Origin of the sequence: Flammeovirga sp. SJP92, assembly GCF_001583495.1 — a bacterium.
In the GTDB taxonomy this organism is placed as follows: Bacteria; Bacteroidota; Bacteroidia; order Cytophagales; family Flammeovirgaceae; genus Flammeovirga.
In genome coordinates, this window is the sequence record NZ_LQAQ01000031.1 from 19,380 (window position 1) to 42,075 (window position 22,696).

9 protein-coding genes are annotated in these 22,696 nt (G+C 34.5%); 3 read left to right on the forward strand and 6 right to left on the reverse strand.

Features of this window, described 5'->3' with window-relative positions:
- The first annotated feature begins 399 nt into the window (after nucleotides 1–399).
- The 3 genes from AVL50_RS07380 to AVL50_RS07390 all read left to right on the forward strand — a co-directional run bounded on the left by AVL50_RS07380 (nucleotide 400) and on the right by AVL50_RS07390 (nucleotide 11,367).
- Nucleotides 400–9,594: a T9SS type A sorting domain-containing protein gene (locus AVL50_RS07380; protein WP_062615844.1), complete on the forward strand. Its 9,195-nt coding sequence runs from the start codon at nucleotides 400–402 to the stop codon at nucleotides 9,592–9,594.
- Nucleotides 9,595–9,813: 219 nt separating this feature from the next.
- Entirely contained in the window at nucleotides 9,814–10,833 is a 1,020-nt protein-coding gene (locus AVL50_RS07385) for an alkane 1-monooxygenase (RefSeq protein ID WP_062615845.1), read from the forward strand.
- A 9-nt stretch (nucleotides 10,834–10,842) separates the two neighbouring features.
- Nucleotides 10,843–11,367 (forward strand): hypothetical protein, encoded by a 525-nt coding sequence (locus AVL50_RS07390; RefSeq protein WP_062615846.1) that lies wholly within the window; start codon nucleotides 10,843–10,845, stop codon nucleotides 11,365–11,367.
- Nucleotides 11,368–11,451: 84 nt separating this feature from the next.
- Here the strand turns inward: AVL50_RS07390 and AVL50_RS07395 are convergent, their stop codons facing one another.
- The 6 genes from AVL50_RS07395 to AVL50_RS07420 form a co-directional block, all read right to left on the reverse strand.
- Nucleotides 11,452–13,845: an RND family transporter gene (locus tag AVL50_RS07395; protein WP_062615847.1), complete on the reverse strand. Its 2,394-nt coding sequence runs from the start codon at nucleotides 13,843–13,845 to the stop codon at nucleotides 11,452–11,454.
- 132 nt (nucleotides 13,846–13,977) lie between these two features.
- Nucleotides 13,978–14,460, reverse strand: a complete 483-nt coding sequence (ribH, locus tag AVL50_RS07400; RefSeq protein WP_062615848.1) for a 6,7-dimethyl-8-ribityllumazine synthase — start codon at nucleotides 14,458–14,460, stop codon at nucleotides 13,978–13,980.
- A 303-nt stretch (nucleotides 14,461–14,763) separates the two neighbouring features.
- Entirely contained in the window at nucleotides 14,764–16,461 is a 1,698-nt protein-coding gene (locus AVL50_RS07405) for a sodium:solute symporter (RefSeq protein WP_062615849.1), read from the reverse strand.
- A 124-nt stretch (nucleotides 16,462–16,585) separates the two neighbouring features.
- The gene (locus AVL50_RS07410) at nucleotides 16,586–19,099 is read right to left on the reverse strand and encodes a PIG-L family deacetylase (RefSeq protein WP_062615850.1); all 2,514 of its coding nucleotides are present in this window, start codon (nucleotides 19,097–19,099) and stop codon (nucleotides 16,586–16,588) included.
- A gap of 99 nt (nucleotides 19,100–19,198) precedes the next feature.
- A complete protein-coding gene (locus AVL50_RS07415) occupies nucleotides 19,199–20,113 on the reverse strand; it encodes a DUF2911 domain-containing protein (RefSeq protein WP_062615851.1) in 915 nt (304 codons plus the stop codon).
- Between the two features lie 420 nt (nucleotides 20,114–20,533).
- Entirely contained in the window at nucleotides 20,534–22,072 is a 1,539-nt protein-coding gene (locus AVL50_RS07420; protein WP_062615852.1) for an AbgT family transporter, read from the reverse strand.
- Nucleotides 22,073–22,696 lie beyond the last annotated feature (624 nt).

The window sequence follows — 22,696 nt, forward strand, 5'->3', positions numbered from 1 at the left end:
TATATGGTTTAACTCATACTCTTATCTGCATTCTTATCACTTTGGTAGGTAGTAATTGAAATCACTTGTCCACTACATCTACACTTGATAACTTAATAGTAAGGTCAACAAACGGTATTCATTATATCGTGCCTCAAAACATTATTTCTTAAGAGATTAAATATTCATTCATCTTACTGTTATTTTTTTTCTGCAAATCAACGAGTAGTTGAATTATATCATCACACACCTTAGAAAATGAAAAGACAATTAATCATGAGTAAAACTGATGTTTAATGGTCAAAACATCTGTGCCATTTTTTGGAATGGTAACAGGAAACTTTTTGTAATAAATTTTTCAATTGTCTGTATTTCAAGTACGAATAAAACAACAATATACTCTTTACTAAATAATTAAATATGCTACAAATTACTGTTTTCAACTTCTCTCTGAGGAGATGTTTTTTAGTATTATTATGCTTTTTTACTGCGACCAATATCTTTGCCCAAAATGAGATCCCTGCTGACGGCTTAAAACTATGGTTGAAAGCCGATGCTATCATTGCTGATGATTACACTGATGTCAACGGGGATGGTACATTATTAAGATTAGATAAATGGGTGGACCAAGCTCCCACTATAACAGGTGTAGATAATGGTTATTATGTACACAATGAAAATGCTGTGAACGTAATCACTTACAATTCAAGTGATGCACTTATTGGCAATCAGCCGGCTGTTTCTTTTACTTCAAGCAGTCATGAAGGTTTGATATTAAAAAATAGTTCAGATGCTGCATTTGAATTTTTAATGGAAAACTATGAGGTTTTTGTTGTAGTTAAAGCAGGTGCCACGTCTGGTAACGTTGGTTTTTATGCAGGAGGTAATACTACTAGATCCTTATATGGTAAATGGGATAATGCTCAATTTTACTTTAGAGGTCCTGACAATGTTTTAAGCAATACAGATAGAGCATTATGGCCTATTGGTGGAAATTGGGGTTTAATCTCTTTTCAAAGAAATGGGAGTAATGAAACTAGCCATACTTCAAATGGAGGTTTACTTAATGTCTTGACAAATAATACGTCGAATACCAATACACATAAATTTGGTACTGTTGGAGGAGCAAATTATTCTACTGTATTAGGTTGGAATGGTTCAATTGCTGAGGTGATTGTCTATGAAAAATCAACAGGGTTGGACCCAGTAACTAGATTAAGAGTCAATGATTATTTGACAGCAAAATATGGTTTCACACATGCTGAGTTTTCAGATACAGATGAGCTTTTCAATAACTATACAGCTCCAAATCAAAATGTTGTAGTATATGGTAATGATGGTGGAGATTATACGCCAGATAGGAGTAACCCTTCTACTTCTATTGAAGTTTCTACTTCTGGAACTTCAAATGGAGATTATGTAATAGTAGGTGAAACAGATGAGGCAGGATTGGTTTTTGAGAATGCACCAGCAGAAAAACGAATTTGGGCTAAAAAGTTATACATCCAGAAAAATGGAGACTTAGATTTTTCATTAAGTTTTAATATTCAAAACTATGAAGGAAAACCAAATGACTATGATACAGGTGATGGGGCTGAAAGAGGAACAGGAGATTATACTTTAGTTTACTCTTCAGACAATGGTTCTGAGTATGAAATAGTAGAAGGTCCTAGTGCTTCTTTTGTGGGTTCAGATAAAGTGGAATTTACAATAACTGATGCACAATATGATGTAAATGGAGACGGTTTTTATACATTAGCTTCCAAGGCTCCAGAGGCATTTTATACCAAAAGTTCAGGAGATTGGGATTCTTACATTTGGACAAGAAACCCTTCAGGAGCATCAGACGGTTTAAATGAAATTCCTGCTTCAACAGATAATGTAGTTATCTTATCTGGCTTTGAAGTAACAATGGATAAAAATAATATAGCAGCAAGAGATGTAAGTGTAAATAAGGGAAGTAGACTTATTGTAGGAAGTACTACTGGCCATAGCTTTGCTTCTCTTAATGGAAAAGGAAGGATAAGAATTTCAGAGGATAATTTTCCATCTGCGGCTACAGCAACTGGTCAAGGAGGATTTTTGACAGAAAATGGTGGGGTCGTTGAATTTACTGGTTCAGGTACAATTCTCACGAATAATTATTCCTATAATACAGTCCACATTAATTTGGATAATCCTCTAGACGAGCTGATGATTGCCACTTCAAATCCAATTACTCTAACGGATTCATTACTTATTGAATCGGGTAAAGTAGTTTTAGGAACAAGTGATAATTCAGATGAAGCGGTGAATTTGACCATTCATGGTAACACTAGAATCTCAACAAACGGATCTTTAGGAATAGGTACAGACAACGTTATCCATAATATTTATTTCAAAGGAGGTTTATATAACTCCGGAAAAGTGGCCTTCACAAATAGAAAATCTATTGTTGAGGAATTTGGTTACACTTATGGTTCTGATGAATATCTTACTGAATTAGAAAAATACTTTGCTGATAATTTATCAGGACAATATGCTATCATTCATTTTGATGCAGATAATAGAGATCAAGATCTTATTGCAAATGGCCAAACCATTTTATATCAAATGGTTATTGAAAAAGGTACTTCGGATTATTATGGTGTAAATATCAGTGCGGGTGCAACAGGCCTTTTTGAAATGTACGGTTATAATACTCATGGCAACGGAGGAACTGGCGGTTCTGATGGTTCCATGACGACAAGTAATGGTATGTTTGTGATGAAGTACGGAACTATTCACTTCGGGCAAAACATTTATATTCCAAGTTATGCAAACACAACAGGTAACTATGATTTAGGATTTGGTTGTAGAATTTGGGTAGATGAAGGAGCTGATGTTAATTTTGGACCTGTCAATGCTTTAACTGTTTATGGTAATGTTTTAGTGACTGGAGGTCGTTTGAATATTGGTCTTAATTATGATGGCACGAGTAATGGTAATCATAACAGTATCACTCTAAGAGAGAAAGGGTATCTTGTTATTCAAGGAGGTGAAGTATTTTTAAATCAAATTAAAACTTCAGTTTTGGGTGGAGACCACCAAGGTTCATTTACTATGTCAGGAGGTGAAATGACAATTTACGGTCATGTGCCAAGCAGTGATGTAGCGGCTTTCTCTCTTCCATACAATACCAATTCTTTCAATATGTCAGGTGGTACAATTACCATCCATAATGAAGATAGCAGTATCGGTTATCTGACAAAGTTTGCAATGGACGATGGTTTCTATAATGTAACAGGTGGAGAAATCGTTTTTGATATAAATACAGATAAAGATGTAAGTTTTATCTCTTCTATTCCTTTCTACAATTTAACAGTAACTACGGATTATCCTTCTCGAAAAGTTAGACTTTCGGATGGTGTTGGATCATTTGGTGACCCACTTTCAAATGATGGAAGCCTAAAAGTGTTGAATCACTTAGTGGTGGAAGAAAATAGTAATATTGAGGTCGGTACATTTGATGTAACGATTAGTGGTGATCTTACTTTGTATAATGACGCACAGCTTAATATTGATAACAATAATACATTGACATTTAACGGTGCAAGTGATAACAATGGTGGTACAATACAAAACCATTACATTGATATCAGAGATACTGATACTCCATATGAAATCAATAATTTAGTAATTGATTTACCTAATACATCTGATATTTTAGAGTTGAGAGATATTAGTAATAATGCTTCTGATGGAGATACAAGGTTAAAAGTGCTCAATTCATTGACCCTTACACAAGGAACATTTGATTACACCAATTATGCTGTAGAAGTTACAGGAGACTTAACGTTCCAAGGAAGAATTGGAAAATCTACTTCATTAGGTCATATCAAATTAAACAACAGTGCTGGATCAAGTCAAAATATCACTTCAAGCTATGATTTGGTAGATGAGCAAGTTGCAGATACAACAAATGTGGGAATTGCTCACCTTTGGTTAAACAATTCGGATGGTTTTAATCTTAAGAAAAACATCTATGCAACAAAACTGACTTGGGAAGAAGGTATCATCAAGACAAACGAATTTGGAGTTGTTATTGGAGCTGAAGGAATTGTGGATGAAGGTAGTAATGCAATTGGGACAAATAATAAAATTATTTTAGGAACGGGTAATTCATCAGATGGTGGATTGACATATTTAATTCATTCCAACGGAACTTATAATTATCCTTTAGGTTCTGAATTTGATACTCCCGTCGCAAACTCATATAAATATACTCCTGCATCAGTTACAGTAGCTAATATTTCAGAGGAAGGTTTTATTCAACTAGCCATCAATAATGGTAGTTTAGTTGATTTTGCTACAGATCCTGATGATGCGACAAACTTGTTGGATTATTATTGGAAATCAAATGCGTATAGCTACTCAAATGATTCGAATAAACCAGATATCACATTGACTCTGAATTATAATGATGAAGATGTAATAGGTACTGAAACGGATTATGTTGCTTCAAGAATATTATTAGAAGGAGATTACTCAAGAACAGTTTTAGGAACAGTGACAGTAGGAACCAACACTGTAAATGTTTCCACTACATCTAAGCCATTAACTGCAATGTTCTCTGCAGGGGAGGCGTCACAATTCTCTGGACAAATTCAGGTATATTATTCTTTCAGAGGTACAGGAGCGGATGGAAACACAGTTTCAAGTATCGCTTTTTGGGATGAAAATCAGCGTTGGACCACAAGATCAGATTGGAAAACCAATGGCCCAGGTACTGTTTTAGAAAATTCAGGAGAGCCAGGCAAAGGTGATATTGTAGTGGTTGGATTTGGTTCATGGAATGGATCAGCATACGTAGACGGTACTGGACATAGAGTAAGAATGAATGGTATCACAAGAGAAGTTGCTTTAGTACGTTTTGAAGAAGGAAATGAGTCAAGCAGTTTCTATCAAGAAGAAAATAGTAATGGACTGCCGGAAATTAGAATTCAAAATAATTCAACTCTAACAGCAGAAGTAGTAGAAGATATAGGAAGATTTAGAATATTTGGAGGTACGGATACAGATGGTACTAACAGAGGTGTTTTAAATGGAAATGATATGAACGATTTCTTAAGTGAAGAGAAAAGTGAATTGATGATCCAAAACCAATCTGGAAATAATGGGGGGAATCCTTTTAATGATTTTGTAATCCCAACTTTTCCAAAATATCCTACTTTAAGATTATATGGAGCATCCTCTGGGGGTGAATATGTGTTTGATGATGCTATTACAGATCCTGTTCAGATCAAAAGAATGATGGTGGAAGGATTAGTACTAAGATTGGATAAGAGTCTTGATGTTGAAGGAACTATCAATATTGGAGGTTTTCAAGAAGGAGATTTTATTTTTGATGCATCAACACCTATCGAAGTATCATGTCAAAATATCAAAATTGATAATATCTTTTCAAACATAAATTCAGCAGAGAATAGAATTTTGACAGAAGGAACGGATGATGTGGAACATAAATTAATTGTCAAAGAAGGGATTGAAATCCTAGAAATTTCAGCTGGAGATCAAAACAATATCAAGTTTGATTTATACAATGGAGCGACTGGTAATAAAGTAATCTTAGAATTACAAGGTGAAGATGATGGAGTGTTTTCTAACTTCTATACTTCAGAAATAGTTCCAGAACTTTATAAAGTAGTAATGAATAAAGGAGCGTCTAAAACGCCAACATTTAGTATGAATACTAATTTTACTTTACCATCAAGTACTACTGAGGAGTTAATTACATTGTCGAATGGAACCTTAATCCTTAATAATAGTGATATCAATATCACACCGTATGCTGTGCCTGGTACAAACTGGAACCTTGCTTCAACAGCGGGCTTGACAATAAATCAAGGTACTGTAAATGTACAAGGCGATAAAACAAATTTCTCTCTTGGAGGTAAGTTAACGGTCTCGGGTGGAACACTAAATATGTCGAATGCAGGTCAAGATAACTCAATTGTTTACTCTGTAAGTGGTGAAATTGAATTAACTGATGGGATCATAAATGTGGGTTCAGAATTGAGAAGAGATTTAGCTGCGGATGATGCTTCGATTAAATATACTCAATCTGGTGGTGTCATTAGTACAGGTTTGATTGGTGCACCTAATGTAGCTTCAAGGGGTACTTTTGAGGTGGTAGGTAGTGCTTCTACCTTTGATTTTAGCGGAGGAGAAATTATTGTAGCTTCGGGTAAAATAGCATTAGATGCTGCTTCATCTTCTGTAAATGAAATTGCTGAAATTAAATTGGGCAATATTTCAACAACAGAGACTATTGGAGCTGAATTAGCCAATGAAGTAAGTAAGGTAGAATTAATTTCAGATGTTACTGTAAATGTTTTGATCAATGATATACAATTATCTGGCGATCTTGAAATTCCATCTACGGCGACTTTAAATCTGAATGGTAAAAACTTATCTACGGCAGGTAGTATTAATAACAATGGTACATTAGATGCTTCAACTTCAACTATTACGTTGATTAGTTCTGATAATCAGTCTATTTCTGGAAGTCAAACAATTACAACTCAAAATATGGTTGTAAACACAAACGGGTCCACTGTTAATATGAACACTGACATTAATATAAGTAAGGACTTAACTATTACTTCAGGAACATTGTCTGATAATAGTAATACAATTAATGTTGGAGGTGATTTGTCGGTATCTGGTGCACATACTACTACTACAGTAGGAAAAATTAAACTAAACGGTTCGAGTGCTCAAGCATTAGAAATTTTAGGAAGTGTAGGTCGTATGGAAATTGATAACTTAGCTGGAATCAACTTAGAAGATAACTTAGCATTAGTGGCAGAAGAAATTGTATTTACAAATGGAGTACTAAATATCGATAAGTATAGTCTTAATTTGGGAACAGATATATCATTGGTAGCAACAACTGCATTTGATGAAAATAATATGATTCAGTTAAGTGGCGGTGTAAATGCACAAGGTGTGAAAATTGCTTTGCCATCAGGAAATATCTCATCTGAGATTGTGATTCCAATGGGTTATTCAGGTACTTATGCTCCAGTAGGATTCTTTGGCGATTTTGATGGTGCTAATGTGACCGTAAAACCTGTGAATACGATGCATACAGTTGCTGAAAATCAAGGAGACACTCAGAATGCGTTAGAACAGTATTGGAGGTTTGTCTTCTCAGAAACTGGAACTTCTAAAGCAAGTCCAAGGTATGTATCTTTATATTTTGATGAGGCAAATGTGAGAGGAACGCTAGATGATTACAGAGGTGTGATTATTGATAATGAAGCTTTAATTAGAAAGCCAATTGATATTAATGAAGACGTATTGGATAACAGCACAAGTAACCCTGGATCTGATGGCATCAACGATGATTTCATTAATAACAAAATCAGAATAAACCTCAATTCATCTTTAATCACTGGAGATTATTTCGCGGGGGAAGTGAATTCTACTCCTGACAACATTATTAGATATAAAATTTCCGATGGAGTTACTGACGCTACGTTAAGTGATGTTTCTACATTGAAATGGGAAATTTCAAAAGACAATGGCTCATCTTATTCTAAACTTGAAGATGAACCTTCTCCAGATTTAACTTCAGGAACAATTCTAGAAGTGCCAGTAGGAACAAACTTAGTTACGACCAATGATGGTTCATTAGGTTTTAAATCCTATTATAAAGCAATTATTAATGGTACTCTTGAAATTAATGTTGGTGATAGAGATATTGTATTCAACGAAGTTGAGGGGAGCGGTAAATTGAAGTTCTATATTAATAATGCAACAATTGGGCAAATGCCATTTGCGGATTGGGAAAGTTTTTATACATCAGGTGGTGGTATCATCATTGAAGGTGACGCAACTAATCCATTAATCAATCTAAACGCCCCAATCAACAATAGTAAATTGACGATTGGTAGTTTAGAATTAATTGGAACAGGCTCAAATCAAAAGTGGGAATTGCCTGATGGTAATGGTTTGAATATGGGTTCTGGTACCCTTTTAGTGGATAATTTAGAATTTGAAATTGGTACTGCATCAACTGTAAATGATATAACTATTGAAAATAATGGTGCATTTACATCCAATACAGCATCTGCATCTACATCAAATGGTAATGTTAGCGTAGAAGCAGGATCGACTTTCAATGTAAAAGCAGGGTCATTTATTGTCAAAGGTAATAATGATGTAAATGGTACTTTAAAATTAGAGAACTCATCGGAATTATTTGTAGATGGTAATATCACTTTAGCGAGTGGTTCAACTTTATCTCTAAGTTCTGGTTCAGAATTAAGTGTTGGAGGAGATTTTGAAGATGCCGGAACAACCTCATCTACATTGACAGGTGCTACACTAACTTTTAATGGATCTTCTGGAAATCAAAACTTCATTGGAGATTTCAAGTCTAGCGATAGTAAATCAATAGATAATTTAAAGATCGATAAGTCAAGTGGAGACGTGATATTATCAGGTGGAGACGTAAAGGAGATTACTAATTTAACGCTTAATTCTGTATTGAATAATTCAGGAAATGTCGATGGATCTTTACTTATTTTAGGTGAGACGAGTGATATAAGTGGTAATTCTTATGTTGATGGACCGCTTTCTAAGAAAATGAATATCAATGATAGTTTTGTATTCCAGGTAGGAGGTAGCGGAAACCAACGTAAATTAGAAGTACACTATAAAGAGGATAATGATTCTCCAATAGTTAGGTCTGGGAAAACATGGACTGTGGAACATGCTCCAAATAGTCAAGATGAGACTATTATTGATGAAACAACAAATCTTACGGTGATTTCTCAAGATTACCAATGGAGAGTAACGGACATTGCAGATGGAGAAAGTGCAACATCAAGTACTGCAGATATCTATGCATATTATGAGTCTTTAGGTAAAAGTTCGAGTTATACTTTGGCGGTGTGGGCTTTTGGTTTCTCAGGTGATCAATGGACGAAAGCGGGAGATCCTCTGCATAATACTGACGACTATTTTGAAACTTATGGAGTGTCATTCAGTGAAAAATACCTTGCAATTGGTGCTACTGATGAGTCAACAGATCTCCCAGTAGAACTTATTTCATTCAATGCATTTACTGAAGAAACTGAAGTGAAATTAGAATGGTCAACAGCTTCAGAATTGAATAACGATCAATTTGAAATCCAAAGATCAATTGATGGTAAAACATGGAGTGCATTGGGAATAGTAGATGGTGCTGGAAATTCTAATATCCGTTTGGATTATGAATACATCGATATGAATCCTGTGATGAACCAAATATCATATTATAGATTGATTCAAACTGATTTTGATGGAACGGAAACAATTTTTGATCCAGTAGAGGTATTTATGCAAGGAGAAGAAGCAGTTGCAGATGTTACTGTTTATCCTAATCCTGTTCAAGATGGTAAAATTAATCTATTATTGAAATCTTGGAAAGGAGATGTAGAAATTGGTTTATTTACAACACTGGGATATAAAGTCTTAAGCGATCAGTGGTCTTATGGTGATAGTCAGTTGAAGCAAATTCAATTAGATAAATTACCAAGAGGAGTTTATTTATTGAGATTAAAATCTGGTAAAACTATTAAATCGACAAGATTGATTGTGGAGTAAATCAGAGTTGAAAATATAAAAATGCACCTCGTTTCACTATTGGGTGAAGCAAGGTGTATTTTTTATGATATTAATTTGAACACCGATAAGGAAATAACTTCACTTTATGAACGATGTAATATTTAATTTGATAATTTTTTGTTTTATTTGTTGAAACTCTTTAATTGACTTAAATAAATAAGAAAGCAACGTCAACCTCTAAATGCATAGCCAAAAACCATGTTTACCTTTTACAAAGAAATAAAATATACATCTGCTTATTTAATTCCTCTTTGCTGTTTTATAGGTTTTTATTTTGGTGGAGTATTCACATGGCTTACAGTAATTTTTAGTTTTATCATCACGCCAATAATGGACGCATTACTACCTACTTCAGATAAGGTAAGTGAGGAAAATAATAAGGACTATTCCATACTATACGATTGGTTTTTATACCTGAATCTAGTTTGGGTTTTTGGGTTGGTGATTTATGGCTCTTATCAATGGATGAACCATACGTATGCTACTTATGAATCAATTGGTTTATTTGTAAGTTTGGGGTTGGTATTAGGGACTTCAGGGATTAATGTAGCGCATGAATTGGGACATCGTTCTAACAAAAAGGAACAGTTAATGGCTCAGGCTTTACTGCTTCCTACTTTTTATATGCATTTCTTTATTGAACACAATAGGGGACACCATGCAAATGTGGCAACTCCCTTAGATCCAGCGACTGCACAGAAAGGAGAATACGTGTATACCTTTTGGTTTAAAACGGTCATTTTCTCTTATATAAGTGCTTGGAAAATTCAGATGAAATTATTGAAAGGGAAGTTTTTCTCTCTCAAAAATAATATGCTTTTGTATCATTTGATCTATTTGATTTATGTGTCTGCAATTTTATTCTTCTTTAATGAAAAGGTTTTATTATTTTGTATCCTTTCAGGAATCGTGGGTTTTTTGTTACTTGAAACAATTAATTACGTAGAGCATTATGGATTAAAAAGGAAACTATTACCGAATGGAAAATACGAAAGAGTGCAATTGCATCATAGTTGGAATGCCAATTATACTTTTGGTAGAATCATTCTTTTTGAGCTAACTAGACATTCGGACCATCATTATAAAGCATCAAAAAAATATCACACTTTAGAACATCAAACATCAGCGCCTGAATTACCATTTGGATACCCTACGGCAATTTTATGTTCATTGGTACCTTGGTTATGGTTTTGGGTGATGGATAAAAGATTAAGCTAATAACTAATTATGTATTTTTTAACAATTCTATTAATTTTTTTCTTTCAAGAAAAAGCTAAAACTACTATTACAAATATTAATGATAAAGTTGGATTTCAGATTATGTACTCGAATCCTCAAGAAAATCATTTTTCAAAAACGAAGGTAAGAGTATTTAATGAAGAGGAGATTCTGTATTCATTTGCATTGGAAATGAATGAAAGCCTTTTGTATAATGATTCGGTAATCATTAAGGTATCACCTTGTTCAAAAGAAATAGAAATTTTTGATCTCATAAGCAAGCAAGATTCAGAACTTGTAGATCTGCCTGAAGATTACGAGTATAGTGATTTTTCAGACTTTTGTATAAATGACCAAGGAAGTGTTTTCATTAAGATCTATAATCAATCGTTGGACTGTGAAAAGATTATTAAATATTCGAATAATACATTTACAGATATTTTTCTGAACTCTAAGTCAATGTGTGCACTCTTTAGCGAAGGAGGAAATGTATACCTTCAAAATGATATCAATGATAAAATGCTTATGAAATGATAGGCTGATTTTTACATTTTATATAAAAAAACACCTGATTAGTTTCCCAATTAGGTGTTTTTTATTTTATGGAAATAAAATTCTCTATTTGTTGACGTCAATTTTTCCCAAGTCGATTTCTTCATCCTCATCCTCAAAATAGAACGTGTCCATTCCGTCGATGATAGGATGCATGCTTTGCTTGTTTGCATCGAATGTATAAAGTAGACAAGGAAGTAATGTAAGGTTTGTTGTCATCGCTACAATTAGCGTAACTGAAGTCAATAAACCTAGTGCTTGAGTCGCCCCGAACGTAGACCCCATGAAAATGGCAAAACCAAAGAATAATACGATAGAAGTATAAAGCATACTTGAACCTGTTTCTCTCAATGCCATGATTACAGCTTTCTTCATATTATAGTTATGAAGCACAATTTCTTGTCTATATTTTGCTAAGAAGTGAATACTGTCATCAACTGAAATACCAAAAGCGATACTAAATACAATGGCGGTACTTGGCTTTAATGGAATGCCCAAGAAGCCCATCAATCCTAAAGTAAACAATAGAGGGATGATATTTGGAATAAGAGAAATAATAATGATTCTCAAGTTACCAAATAATGTACCCATGATGATAGCTATCAGAACAAATGCGATCAACATACTTTGCTTCAAGTTCTTGATTAAGAAATCATTTCCTTTGATAAAGATCAAAGTAGAACCTGTTACCATTGTCTCTAATTGAGTACCTTCTACAATTTGAGCAAGTTTTGGCCTGATCACACTGTCAACCAAATAGTCCATTTTAACCGAACCAATATCAGCCATACTTGATGAAACTCTGATATACCTTCCTGTAGAATCAATCATTGCATCACTTAACGAAGAAGAAGCATCGTCGGCACTGTTTCTTAAATATTTCATGATGTAAGACATCTCGCTTCTAGAAGGAAGTTTGAAATAATTTGAGTCACTAGCGTGGAAGGCTTGATTTCCAGCTTTAAGGAAAGTATTAATCGAAATAGGTTGAGAAACTTCATCTAATGATTCAATAAAGTTTTCTACCTCTTCAACTTTCGCTAAAGTACCTTTCTTTAAGTATCCTTTTTTACGACCTGTATCGATGATCAATTCAAAAGGCATTACACCACTAAATTCCTCTTCGAAGAATCGTAAATCTTGTTTGACATGATAATCCTCAGGTAAATCGTCTACCATAAATGAGTTGGCTGTTACTTTGTAACTTCCGTAAATAGAAAGTGCGACCATAACAGCTGTAAAACCATACACCCAAGGTCTATGATGAAGAACCAACATCTCCAATTGATGTAATAACCAATTGGTAGGTTTGAAGTCTAAGTGTTTTAGGTGTCTTACATCAGGTGCTGGTAAATAAGAGAATACAATAGGAATAAATGTAATACTGATGATAAACGTCACGAAGATATTGATACCGGCTACGATACCAAACTCTTGCATTGCAGTGATACCTGTAGTAATCAATACCATAAAACCAATCGCTGTAGTCGTATTTGTAATCAACGTAACTACACCAATCTTTTTGATGATAAATGCTAAAGCTTCTACCTTAGGAGTGCCACTTGCATATTCCTGATGATACTTATTCAGCAAATAAATACAGTTTGGAATACCAATAACGACAAGCACAGGCGGAAGTAATCCAGTAAGAATAGTGATTTGGTAACCGAGCAAGGATAGCGTACCCATAATCCAAACGATCACTGTACCAATTACTAAAAGTGGATAGAATACTGGTGAAAAAGAACGGAAGAAGAAGAATAAAACAATAGCAACAACACCAATCGATATCCCTAAGAATATCATTGTCTCTGCTTTTACTTTGTCCGCCATAATCGAACGAACATAAGGCATCCCTGCATAATACAGATGGATTCCTGACTCTTCTTGAAACTGAATAGCTCTTTTTTCAAGCCTTTTCATTACAGCAGTACGGTTTTTCGAATTCAGAACCTCAGGGTCCATTTTAATCACCATTGCTGTAGCACCGCCTTTACTGATTAAGCGGTTTTTATAAACTTTCAGATTTTCAACAGCACCTAAAATACTATCCAACTCTGCTTGAGTTTTTGGAGGAGTATTGAAAAACTGTTTGATTTCAAATTTTTGAGATTGTCTGTTCGCACTAAGATTTGGAGCATCTGCTAATGACAATACGCTTGTGATTCCATCTAATTCTTTGATTTCATCACCTAGTTCCATAAACTTTAAAAAGTTATCCAACTCAAAAAGTTTTTCATCCTTAATCCCTAGCACAAACGAAGAAGCATCTTCTCCGAATAATTCTTGGAAACGGTTGAAATTGATCATATCTGGATCATCGTCAGGAATAATTCTGATGTATTGATAAGACCATTTCACGTCCCTTGCGTGGTAGCCCATAAAAAGGGTAGAGATCGCAATGCACACTAAAATAGGAATTCTGTTACCAAGAATAAATTCTGCTATTTTTTTCCACATGATGTGTTTGAATTTATAATAAGCCTACCACTTAGAAGCGATAGGCTTATTGAAAAATATTTTAATAGTAATACGTACCAAGTCCAATTAACTAGCTGGTGAGTTTGCCTTAGTACAAAAAGGAATAATGAATTATTGCTTCATTCCCAACATTTTGATTGCTGCAACTGCCGCTTCAACACCTTTATTACCATGTTTTCCACCTGCTCTATCAAATGCTTGTTGCTCTGTATTTGGTGTTAATAAACCAAAGATGACAGGCTTGTTATATTTTAATGATACATTCGTCACACCGTGGGCTACCGCTTCACAGATAAAATCAAAGTGACGTGTTTCACCTTGGATCACACATCCTAAAGTGATGACAGCATCAATTTCCTCTTCTTGTGCCATTAATTGAGCACCAAAAGTCAATTCAAATGCACCGGGTACGTCCTCTCTGTAAATGTTCTCCTCTTTTCCGCCTTCTTTAAGTAGCGTTTCAACAACTGCGTCGTATAACGATTCAGTAATCTTAGGATTGTATTCTGATATTACAATAGCAAATTTTTTGTTTGAAATATCAATTTCTTTCTTCTTTGAATACTCACTAAGACTTTTTAATGCTGTTGCCATTTCTTATTATAATGATTAATGTTTTACTGCTTACAAAGTTATTAAATTTTATATCTTCTAATAGCTTGAAGCATATTTTATAGATTCTTTAATTGTAAAAACATCATAATCTTAGAAATGTTAACCTAACTTTCATTTAAATGAAGAAAATGAACCTAAACTTTAGTGTAATTTGATCTTTTAGCGGGTAATTTTGAATTTTGTTAATCATAGTATGCTTATGCATCAATGTTAATTGTAACTAAATTCAAATCCTGAGATCAATACCTCTAAAATTTAGGCTCAAAATAGGTTTAAATTGAATTATTCTTCATTCATTCTAACTTCTTCTTTCATGAAGTAGCTAAAAATCAAACTGAATAAAATAACGGATAAACATCCGATAACATTGTACCATAGGAATGGCACTTCTGTGAAGAAGAATAAGTAAATAATAATTCCTTCAGAAATAATGGCGGCATAAAAAGTAGGTTTCGAACCAATTTTCTTAAAGAAGAAAGCGATTGAAAATACACCTAAAATGACACCGTAGACTAAAGATCCTAAGATATTGACGGCTTCTATTAAAGACCCTAGTTTATTGGCAAAGGTGGCAAACAGTATAGCATAAAGTCCCCAGCCTACACTCACCATTTTTGACGCTGTTAGATAATGTTGATCTGAGCCGTCTTTTTTCAGAATTCTTTTATAAATATCAATAATGGTTGTAGATGCCAACGCATTAATCTCAGAAGAAGTAGAAGACATACTTGCTGAAAGTATTACCGCAATCAATAAACCAATCAAACCTTGAGGTAGGTACTCAATCACAAAATTCAGAAAGATATAGTTCGTGTCATTAACATCCACTTCAGGTGCTTGCTTTTCTACCTTTTCAATGATTTCACTTTTTAAGGCTACTGTTTTAGCATTTTCTACCATTAGATGAGATTTAGTGGTAGCAATTTCCTCTTTATTTCCAAAGTTCAACGCGGCAGCATAATCTAAAGCAGATGATTCTCTTTCCTTCATTTGATGTGCATATTCTTTTTGAAGCTTATCAAATCCATCTACCTTTTCAGTAGCTTCAGTTAAGGCCACTTTATTAAATATAATTGGAGAGGGGTTGAAGTAATAAAAGACAAATACCATCGCTCCGATAAAAAGTATCAAGAACTGCATTGGTATTTTAATCATACCATTAAAAAGGAGTGCTAGTCTACTTTGAGCAATCGACGCACCTGATAGGTAACGTTGAACTTGCGACTGATCTGTTCCGAAATAAGACATTGCCAAGAAGAAACCTCCAATAATGCCTGACCAAACATTATATTTACTTGTTGGGTCAAATTCAAAGTCAACAGCATTTAACTTTCCTGCCACTCCAGCAATATGTAATGCATTCGAAAAACTTATCTCGTCTGGCAACATTTGAACAACCAATACTCCAGCGATCAGCATTCCAACAAAAATTACAGCCATTTGTAGTTTTTGAGTCTGGTTTACAGCTTTTGTACCGCCAATCACAGTGTAAGCAGTCACGATGACCCCAATAACTATGTTAGTGATATTGATATTCCAACCTAACAATGAAGATAGAATAAGAGATGGTGCGAAAATGGTAAAACCAGCGGCTAAGCCTCTTTGTGTTAAGAATAAAATAGCCGTGAAGGTTCTTGTTTTCAGATCAAATCTTTTTTCGAGATATTCATAGGCAGTGTACACATTCATCTTGTGATAAATAGGTACCACCACACTTGAAAGTACCACCATTGCAATTGGAAGACCAAAGTAAAACTGCACGAAACGCATGCCATCTACAAAAGCTTGTCCAGGTGCGGAAAGGAAAGTAATGGCACTGGCTTGTGTAGCCATAATGGAAAGTGCTACTGTAAACCATTTTGCTTCTTTATTTCCAAGAAGGTAACTGTTGATGTCCTGTTGCTGTCTGGTTTTCCAAATACCATAGATCACAATAAAGGCCAGTGTACTGCAAAGTACAGCCCAGTCTAAAATACTCATCCTTAGTTAAATGCTTTTGAAAAGATTGAAAATAAAGTGATAAGGACAACTAATTCTCCTAACACAATTGCATAAAGTTGTTTCCAGGATTTGCCCACAGGAGGCTTCTGTTCGTTTTGATCCATTATTTTATATCTTTTGAGTTAGTAGGTTTGTAATCTAATAAGTTGGCAAAAAGGCGATAAGCGCCTGAAACACCAGCAGGCAACTCTCTAAACCAAGAAATTCCACTATAGATAAATGCTCCTTTTCCGTAATCTGCAACTAGGAGTGCACCATCAACTGGATCTTGATTAGGGTCTTGCATTTTAAGAACTGCTGTATATTCATCTCCCCATTCATTAGGGTAATACAAACCTCTTTCCTGTACCCAATTGTCAAAATCATGATCTGTGATTTTGTTTGGAGAGTTTAATGTTTTGTGCTTTTCAGTTAAAAATGAAACTGGACTTTCCTCTACTGTAATTCTATCTCTTGACAGTTTTAAAGGATAAGGTCCTACTTGATCCACCTTCAAACGGAAAGATGTATTGTATTGAACGATAACTGTACCACCTTCTTCAGCATATTTTAAGATTTCAGGCTGTAAATACCTCATGTTTTCTAAGACATTGTAAGCTCTGATACCAATAATTAAAGCATCATAGCTTTTTAGAGTTGATGCTTTGATTTGTTCATGAGAAAGTATGTCAACACTGTATCCTGCCGCTTCTAATGATTCCGGTACTGCATCGCCAGCACCCATCAGGTAAGCTATTTTGTTAGCATTTCCTTTGTCGATATTCAGCTTAATGATTTTTGCTGTAGAAGGTTTTAGATAAACTTGTCTGTAAATATGATCATAATCAATATTGATCAGTCCTTGATTGTATGTCTTTCCACTGCTTTCAATTAACGCTTGTAATTCACCTTCACTATCTTTCTTAGGAGGAGTAATGGTAAATTTCACTTCTTTCTTTTGTCCTTTGTCAGAAAGTGATACTTGGATTTGCTGAGGTTCAATTTTCCATCCTTTTGGAGTGTTTAACTTCAAAGTACCATCGAATTGAACAGTATTTGAAAGTATAGAGACTGTAACTTCTTTAGAATTATTATCTCCAAAAATCCAAACACTTTGGTCTAATGTAAGTGCAACTGGAGGAACAATTTTTAAAGGGATATATCGCTCACCTTTAGCAGGGTACACACGTTTTTGATAGATGTTTAATGCTTTATGAACAGTTACACCTTCAATATTTAAGGCTATAGTCACCGGAATCTCAGCGAACTTTTCTGGTAAACCAATCATTTTTTGATCGTTTACAACGTACATCCCTTTTGTTGCTTTCTCTTTTAACCAATATGGTTGTGAAACTTCAAAATTCTCTGGAATCTTCACTGAGATTTCTTCTTTCAAAATCTTATTTTCAGTAAGTATTGATGAAGGATTTCTTTCCTCTAAATCACCTACTTTAATGCTTTCAATAGTCACTTTGCTTGATGTTCTTACCAAAGAAGAAATATTTACAGTGAGGGAATCACCCTGAGCAACAATACTTTCTGGAGTAAGTGCTTCTAACCAGATTCCTGAACATTCCAAAAGCAATTGATCCACTTTTTTTGTTTTTACAATCACCCAGTGATTGGTTTGGTCAAGTTTGCCTAATTCTTTTTTTACTTTAATTAAATAAGGTAATGCTGAAGCAGGTTGGGTAGGGTTAAAGTTTTTTTGTAAAGTTTTGATAGCTTCTTGTAAAGCTCCACTGTCTTTTACTCTTCCCCAAGAAGTGTCTACACCTTCCATTGGGTCTTTGTCGGCATTATCACCTTTCAGTAACTTAAAATACTCAATATTTTCACCTCTATGAAGTGCAGCACCAAAGCCTTGACATTTGTGTTTAGAACGAGCGGCCATTGCAATTTCACCTACAGATTGACCTAATACTGGAATATATTCACCTGTATCGACGCCTAAATACTTGTCTTTTTCAAATTTTTCTCCTTTTCCTCTGAAGAACCAAGAATTGGTATTCCAGAAAATTCTTTTCGGTTGCCATACCTGGACGTATTTTAATTGTTCAGGAAATACAGTAGGATCTGCCGCTAAAGAAAATGCTTCTACAGCAATAATTGCAGAAGTTGTGTGATGACCATGCGTACGTCCACCTCTGTCAGGAGAAAAACGGGTAACAATAATATCTGGTCTGAATTTTCTGATGTTCCAAACCGCATCGGCTAACACTTGATCTTTATCCCAAACTGAAAGAGTTTCTTCAGGGTTTTTAGAATAACCGAAGTCGTTGGCTCTTGAGAAAAACTGCTGCCCTCCATCTACTTTTCTAGCTTCGATAAGTTCTTGGGTTCTTAGAATTCCCAACTCTTCTCTAATTTCTTTTCCGATAAGGTTTTGACCGCCATCTCCTCTAGTTAAAGCAGTATATGCCGTCTCAAAACCTTTCGCTCGAGCGAAATAACCAATAACTCTTTGGTTTTCATCGTCAGGATGAGCAGCAAAATACATTACACTCCCAAGTGTATTGAGGTGATTAATTTCTTGAATGATTTTGGATACATTAGGTTGTCCATCTACAGGCGTTTGGGCAGATAATAGATGTGTATAAAAAAAGGTGATTGCTAAAAATAGTACTCTGATTTTCATTTCTATTAGGGAAGTTGGGAAATAGACACAAAAGGCACTCTAAAAGAGTATTACTTATCTCTCTCTTAGAATGCCTTTATTTATATGAACGCCAAAAGATTAAATATCTTTATTAGCTTTTTTCCATTTTTTAGAAGCGTTTGGTAACCAAGCTTCAATGTCCTTATTAATAGAAGGCTTGAAGAAGTTGTATGCACCGTCAGGTTTTGCTTCTCCAGCTTTTCTTGCAGCAATAGCAAAATCAAGCGCTTCGTCAACTTTATTTTCTTTTGCTAAGAATTGAGCTTTAGTCCACTGGTTCCAGAAGTAATTTGGACGAGTAGCGATTGACATGTCGATCAATTCCATTGCTTTTGCAGGATCAGATTCAGCGTAGTATTTTGCTGAGTTTTGATAAGTTCTCCAAACTTTACCAGCATCTTTTAATGAAGCTTCAATGTTTGCTTTCGTTAAATCTGCTGTAGGAACAGTTACAATAAAAGAAACCATTGTTTTGTCCCACCATAAAGTTACTTTACCTTCAGTGTCAGATACAGATTCGATCAAGTAAGTTAAACGCTCTCTGAAAGGTCCTTCAGTAGCTTTTACACTAACAGATGCAGCATCATCAGCTTTGATAGCAGCCATATCTTGACCGTCTTTTGTGTTGTAGGCAAAGATGCTTTTTCCTTTACCATTGAAATGCACATCCCAATCAGCAGACTCTTGAGGAGTCATGAAAATATTGTAAGTACCTGCTTTAACATCAGATCCACCAACTTTCACGTCTGAACTAAATGTAATGGCAGTTGGAGCATTCGCACCCGCTCTCCACGCTTTTCCAAAAGGCTCTAATTCACCGAATACTTTACGGCCCTTTACAGCTGGAGAAGAATAATCAATTGTAATGGAAGTAACGCCTACTTTTTGAGTTACTGATGCACTTGGACTTGGTGCAGGAAGTTCTTGAGCTGTTAGGCTCTGCACCGCAAATAATGCAATCGTTAATAAAGCTAGTAGCGATCTTTTAAACATGTTTATAAGTATTTAATTTAAAAATTTGAGAGTAATTGACTCAAAGGCCGGGTCAATTAACCAAATAGAATTTAATAATTCAAATATATTATTGAATTTATTTGGAATATTAAAATACTTTTAATTAGTGTGAAAATATCTAAAAAACAATAAAGTAACCTTTTTGGAAATCCTGCCTCATAAATTGAAGACGTCATTAGAATATGAAAAGTAGATGAGGGTATTTTGAAAGGAGTAAAGTGTAAAATAGTTAGCATTAAAAACGAAACCTTATAAACGACAAAAAGGTCCCGGATACCAGAACCTTTTTGCTAACCCAAAAACTAACTATTTCTCATTGCAATCGTGTTTGATTGCATTACAAACATACGAAGATATTTTATAAATACAATGGAAATTGTAATAATTTTACAAAAAATATTAATTTGGTAAGTAATGAAGGGGAGAATCTGGTCCTATTGGTAAGTCTAATACTAGCCAAACAGCCATTAAAACCACCCAAACAATCAAGAATGCAATAGAATAAGGAAGCATTGTGGCAATGACAGTTCCTATACCTGCATTTTTGTCATAACGTTGAATAAACGCTACAATTAATGCGAAATAAGACATCATTGGGGAAATAATATTTGTGACACTATCGCCAATTCTATAAGCGACTTGTGTTAATTCTGGAGAAATTCCTACAAGCATAAACATAGGAATAAAGACAGGTGCCATTAAAGTCCATTTTGCAGAGGCACTTCCCATCACTAAATTGATCAGAGCGGCGAGGAAAATAAAACAAATAAGTAATGGAATTTTATCTAACCCGATCGTTTCCAAAAACTGAGCACCTTTTACAGCACAGATTAAACCAAGATTAGTCCACTTGAAATAAGCAACAAATTGTGCGGCAAAGAATACCAAAACAATATAGCTACTCATTGTTTCCATTGATTTCGCCATACCTTTCATGATGTCTGCGTCATTTTTGAAGGTACCTGCACCTTTACCGTAAGCAATACCACAGATTGCAGCAATAATAAAGATCCAAGAAACAATACCTTTCATTAAGGCAGACTTAAAAATATTCTCAGGCTCATCAACACTTCTTAGGAAACCACTTTCTGGTAAAATACCTGCTAGGATGACAACCGTTAATACAAGAGCAGTAATACCAGCATAAATTAATCCTCTTCTCTCTTCAGAAGTTAAACTATGCATTTCTTCAGCTTCAATATCACCTTTATATTCTCCTAAACGGGGGATAACAATCTTTTCTGTTACAATTGTACCTGCAATTCCAATGAAGAAAGTAGATACAAACATGAAATAATAGTTACAGGCAGCATTAATAGAATAGTCCGTATCAATAATCTGAGCAGCCTCTTGTGAAATACCTTGCAACAGCGGATCAATTGTTCCTAATAGCAGATTGGCAGAATACCCACCAGACACCCCTGCAAAAGCGGCGGCAAGTCCAGCGATGGGATGTTTTCCAAATGCCAAGAAGATAACGGCTGAAAGAGGAACCAATAATACGTATCCAACTTCACTTGCTGTATTGGATAATACGCCTGCAAAAACAACCACAAAAGTGATGATACTTTTTGGTGACTTTAAAACCAGAATTCTGATAAGCGTACCGATCAGGCCACTTCCTTCAGCAATACCAATACCTAGCATGGCTACTAATACCACACCCAGTGGAGCAAAGTCTGTAAAGTTTTTGACCAGTTTTGTCAGCATTAAATAAATGCCTTCTTGTGAAATAAGGTTGACAACTGAAATGGTTTCTCCAGTTCCAGGGTGAATAACACTTAAATCTGTTTGTGCAAATACCCAAGAAAGAATCACAACACCAAAGGCAAACCCGGCAAATAAAGTAGCAGGGTGAGGTAAAGCATTTCCTACTTTTTCTACAAAAGATAGAAAACGATCAATTAAACTTGTTTTTTTTGGTTGAATATCGTTCATGTATTAATAGTTTATATAGTATTTTTTTCAGTAAACCTTCAATATTCAGTTTCGTTTAGCGATTTAGATTGTGACGTAATGAAGTATGTTTACTTTATATGGTTAAGATTTCTATCATAGAAATAAAAAATCAAACAAAAATAAGGAGAGTTTTTGAAATCTAATGAGATAAAGACTGTCAGCTATGAATTTTGAATTTTATTAGGAACTAAACTACATAATAAGGTGTAAATATCAATCATCTGAAAAATGTTATTAGTAAATATTAATTAATAACGAAGCATATGAAGAGGTTTCATTTTTCTTTATCATTTAGTAAATGATAAGTTTTAAAAGAATGCATACTTTATTTCAGATCTAGTTTTTAGGATTAATTTATGAACAAAGCCCTACTTTTAATCTTTATTAAAGCTTTTCAGAACTGATTATTTAAGACTAAGAGACTCTAAAATCATACATTTTGACTTGCATGAGTAAAAACAAAAATACTATATTTGATTAAGCTACATAAGGTCATCAACCTTTCATATCAATGTCTTTTAGTTTTGTATTGCTCAAAAACAATTGAAATTTGAAACTGTTTTAAAGTAATAAATAAGACGGAGTATAAAGGATCTTATATAG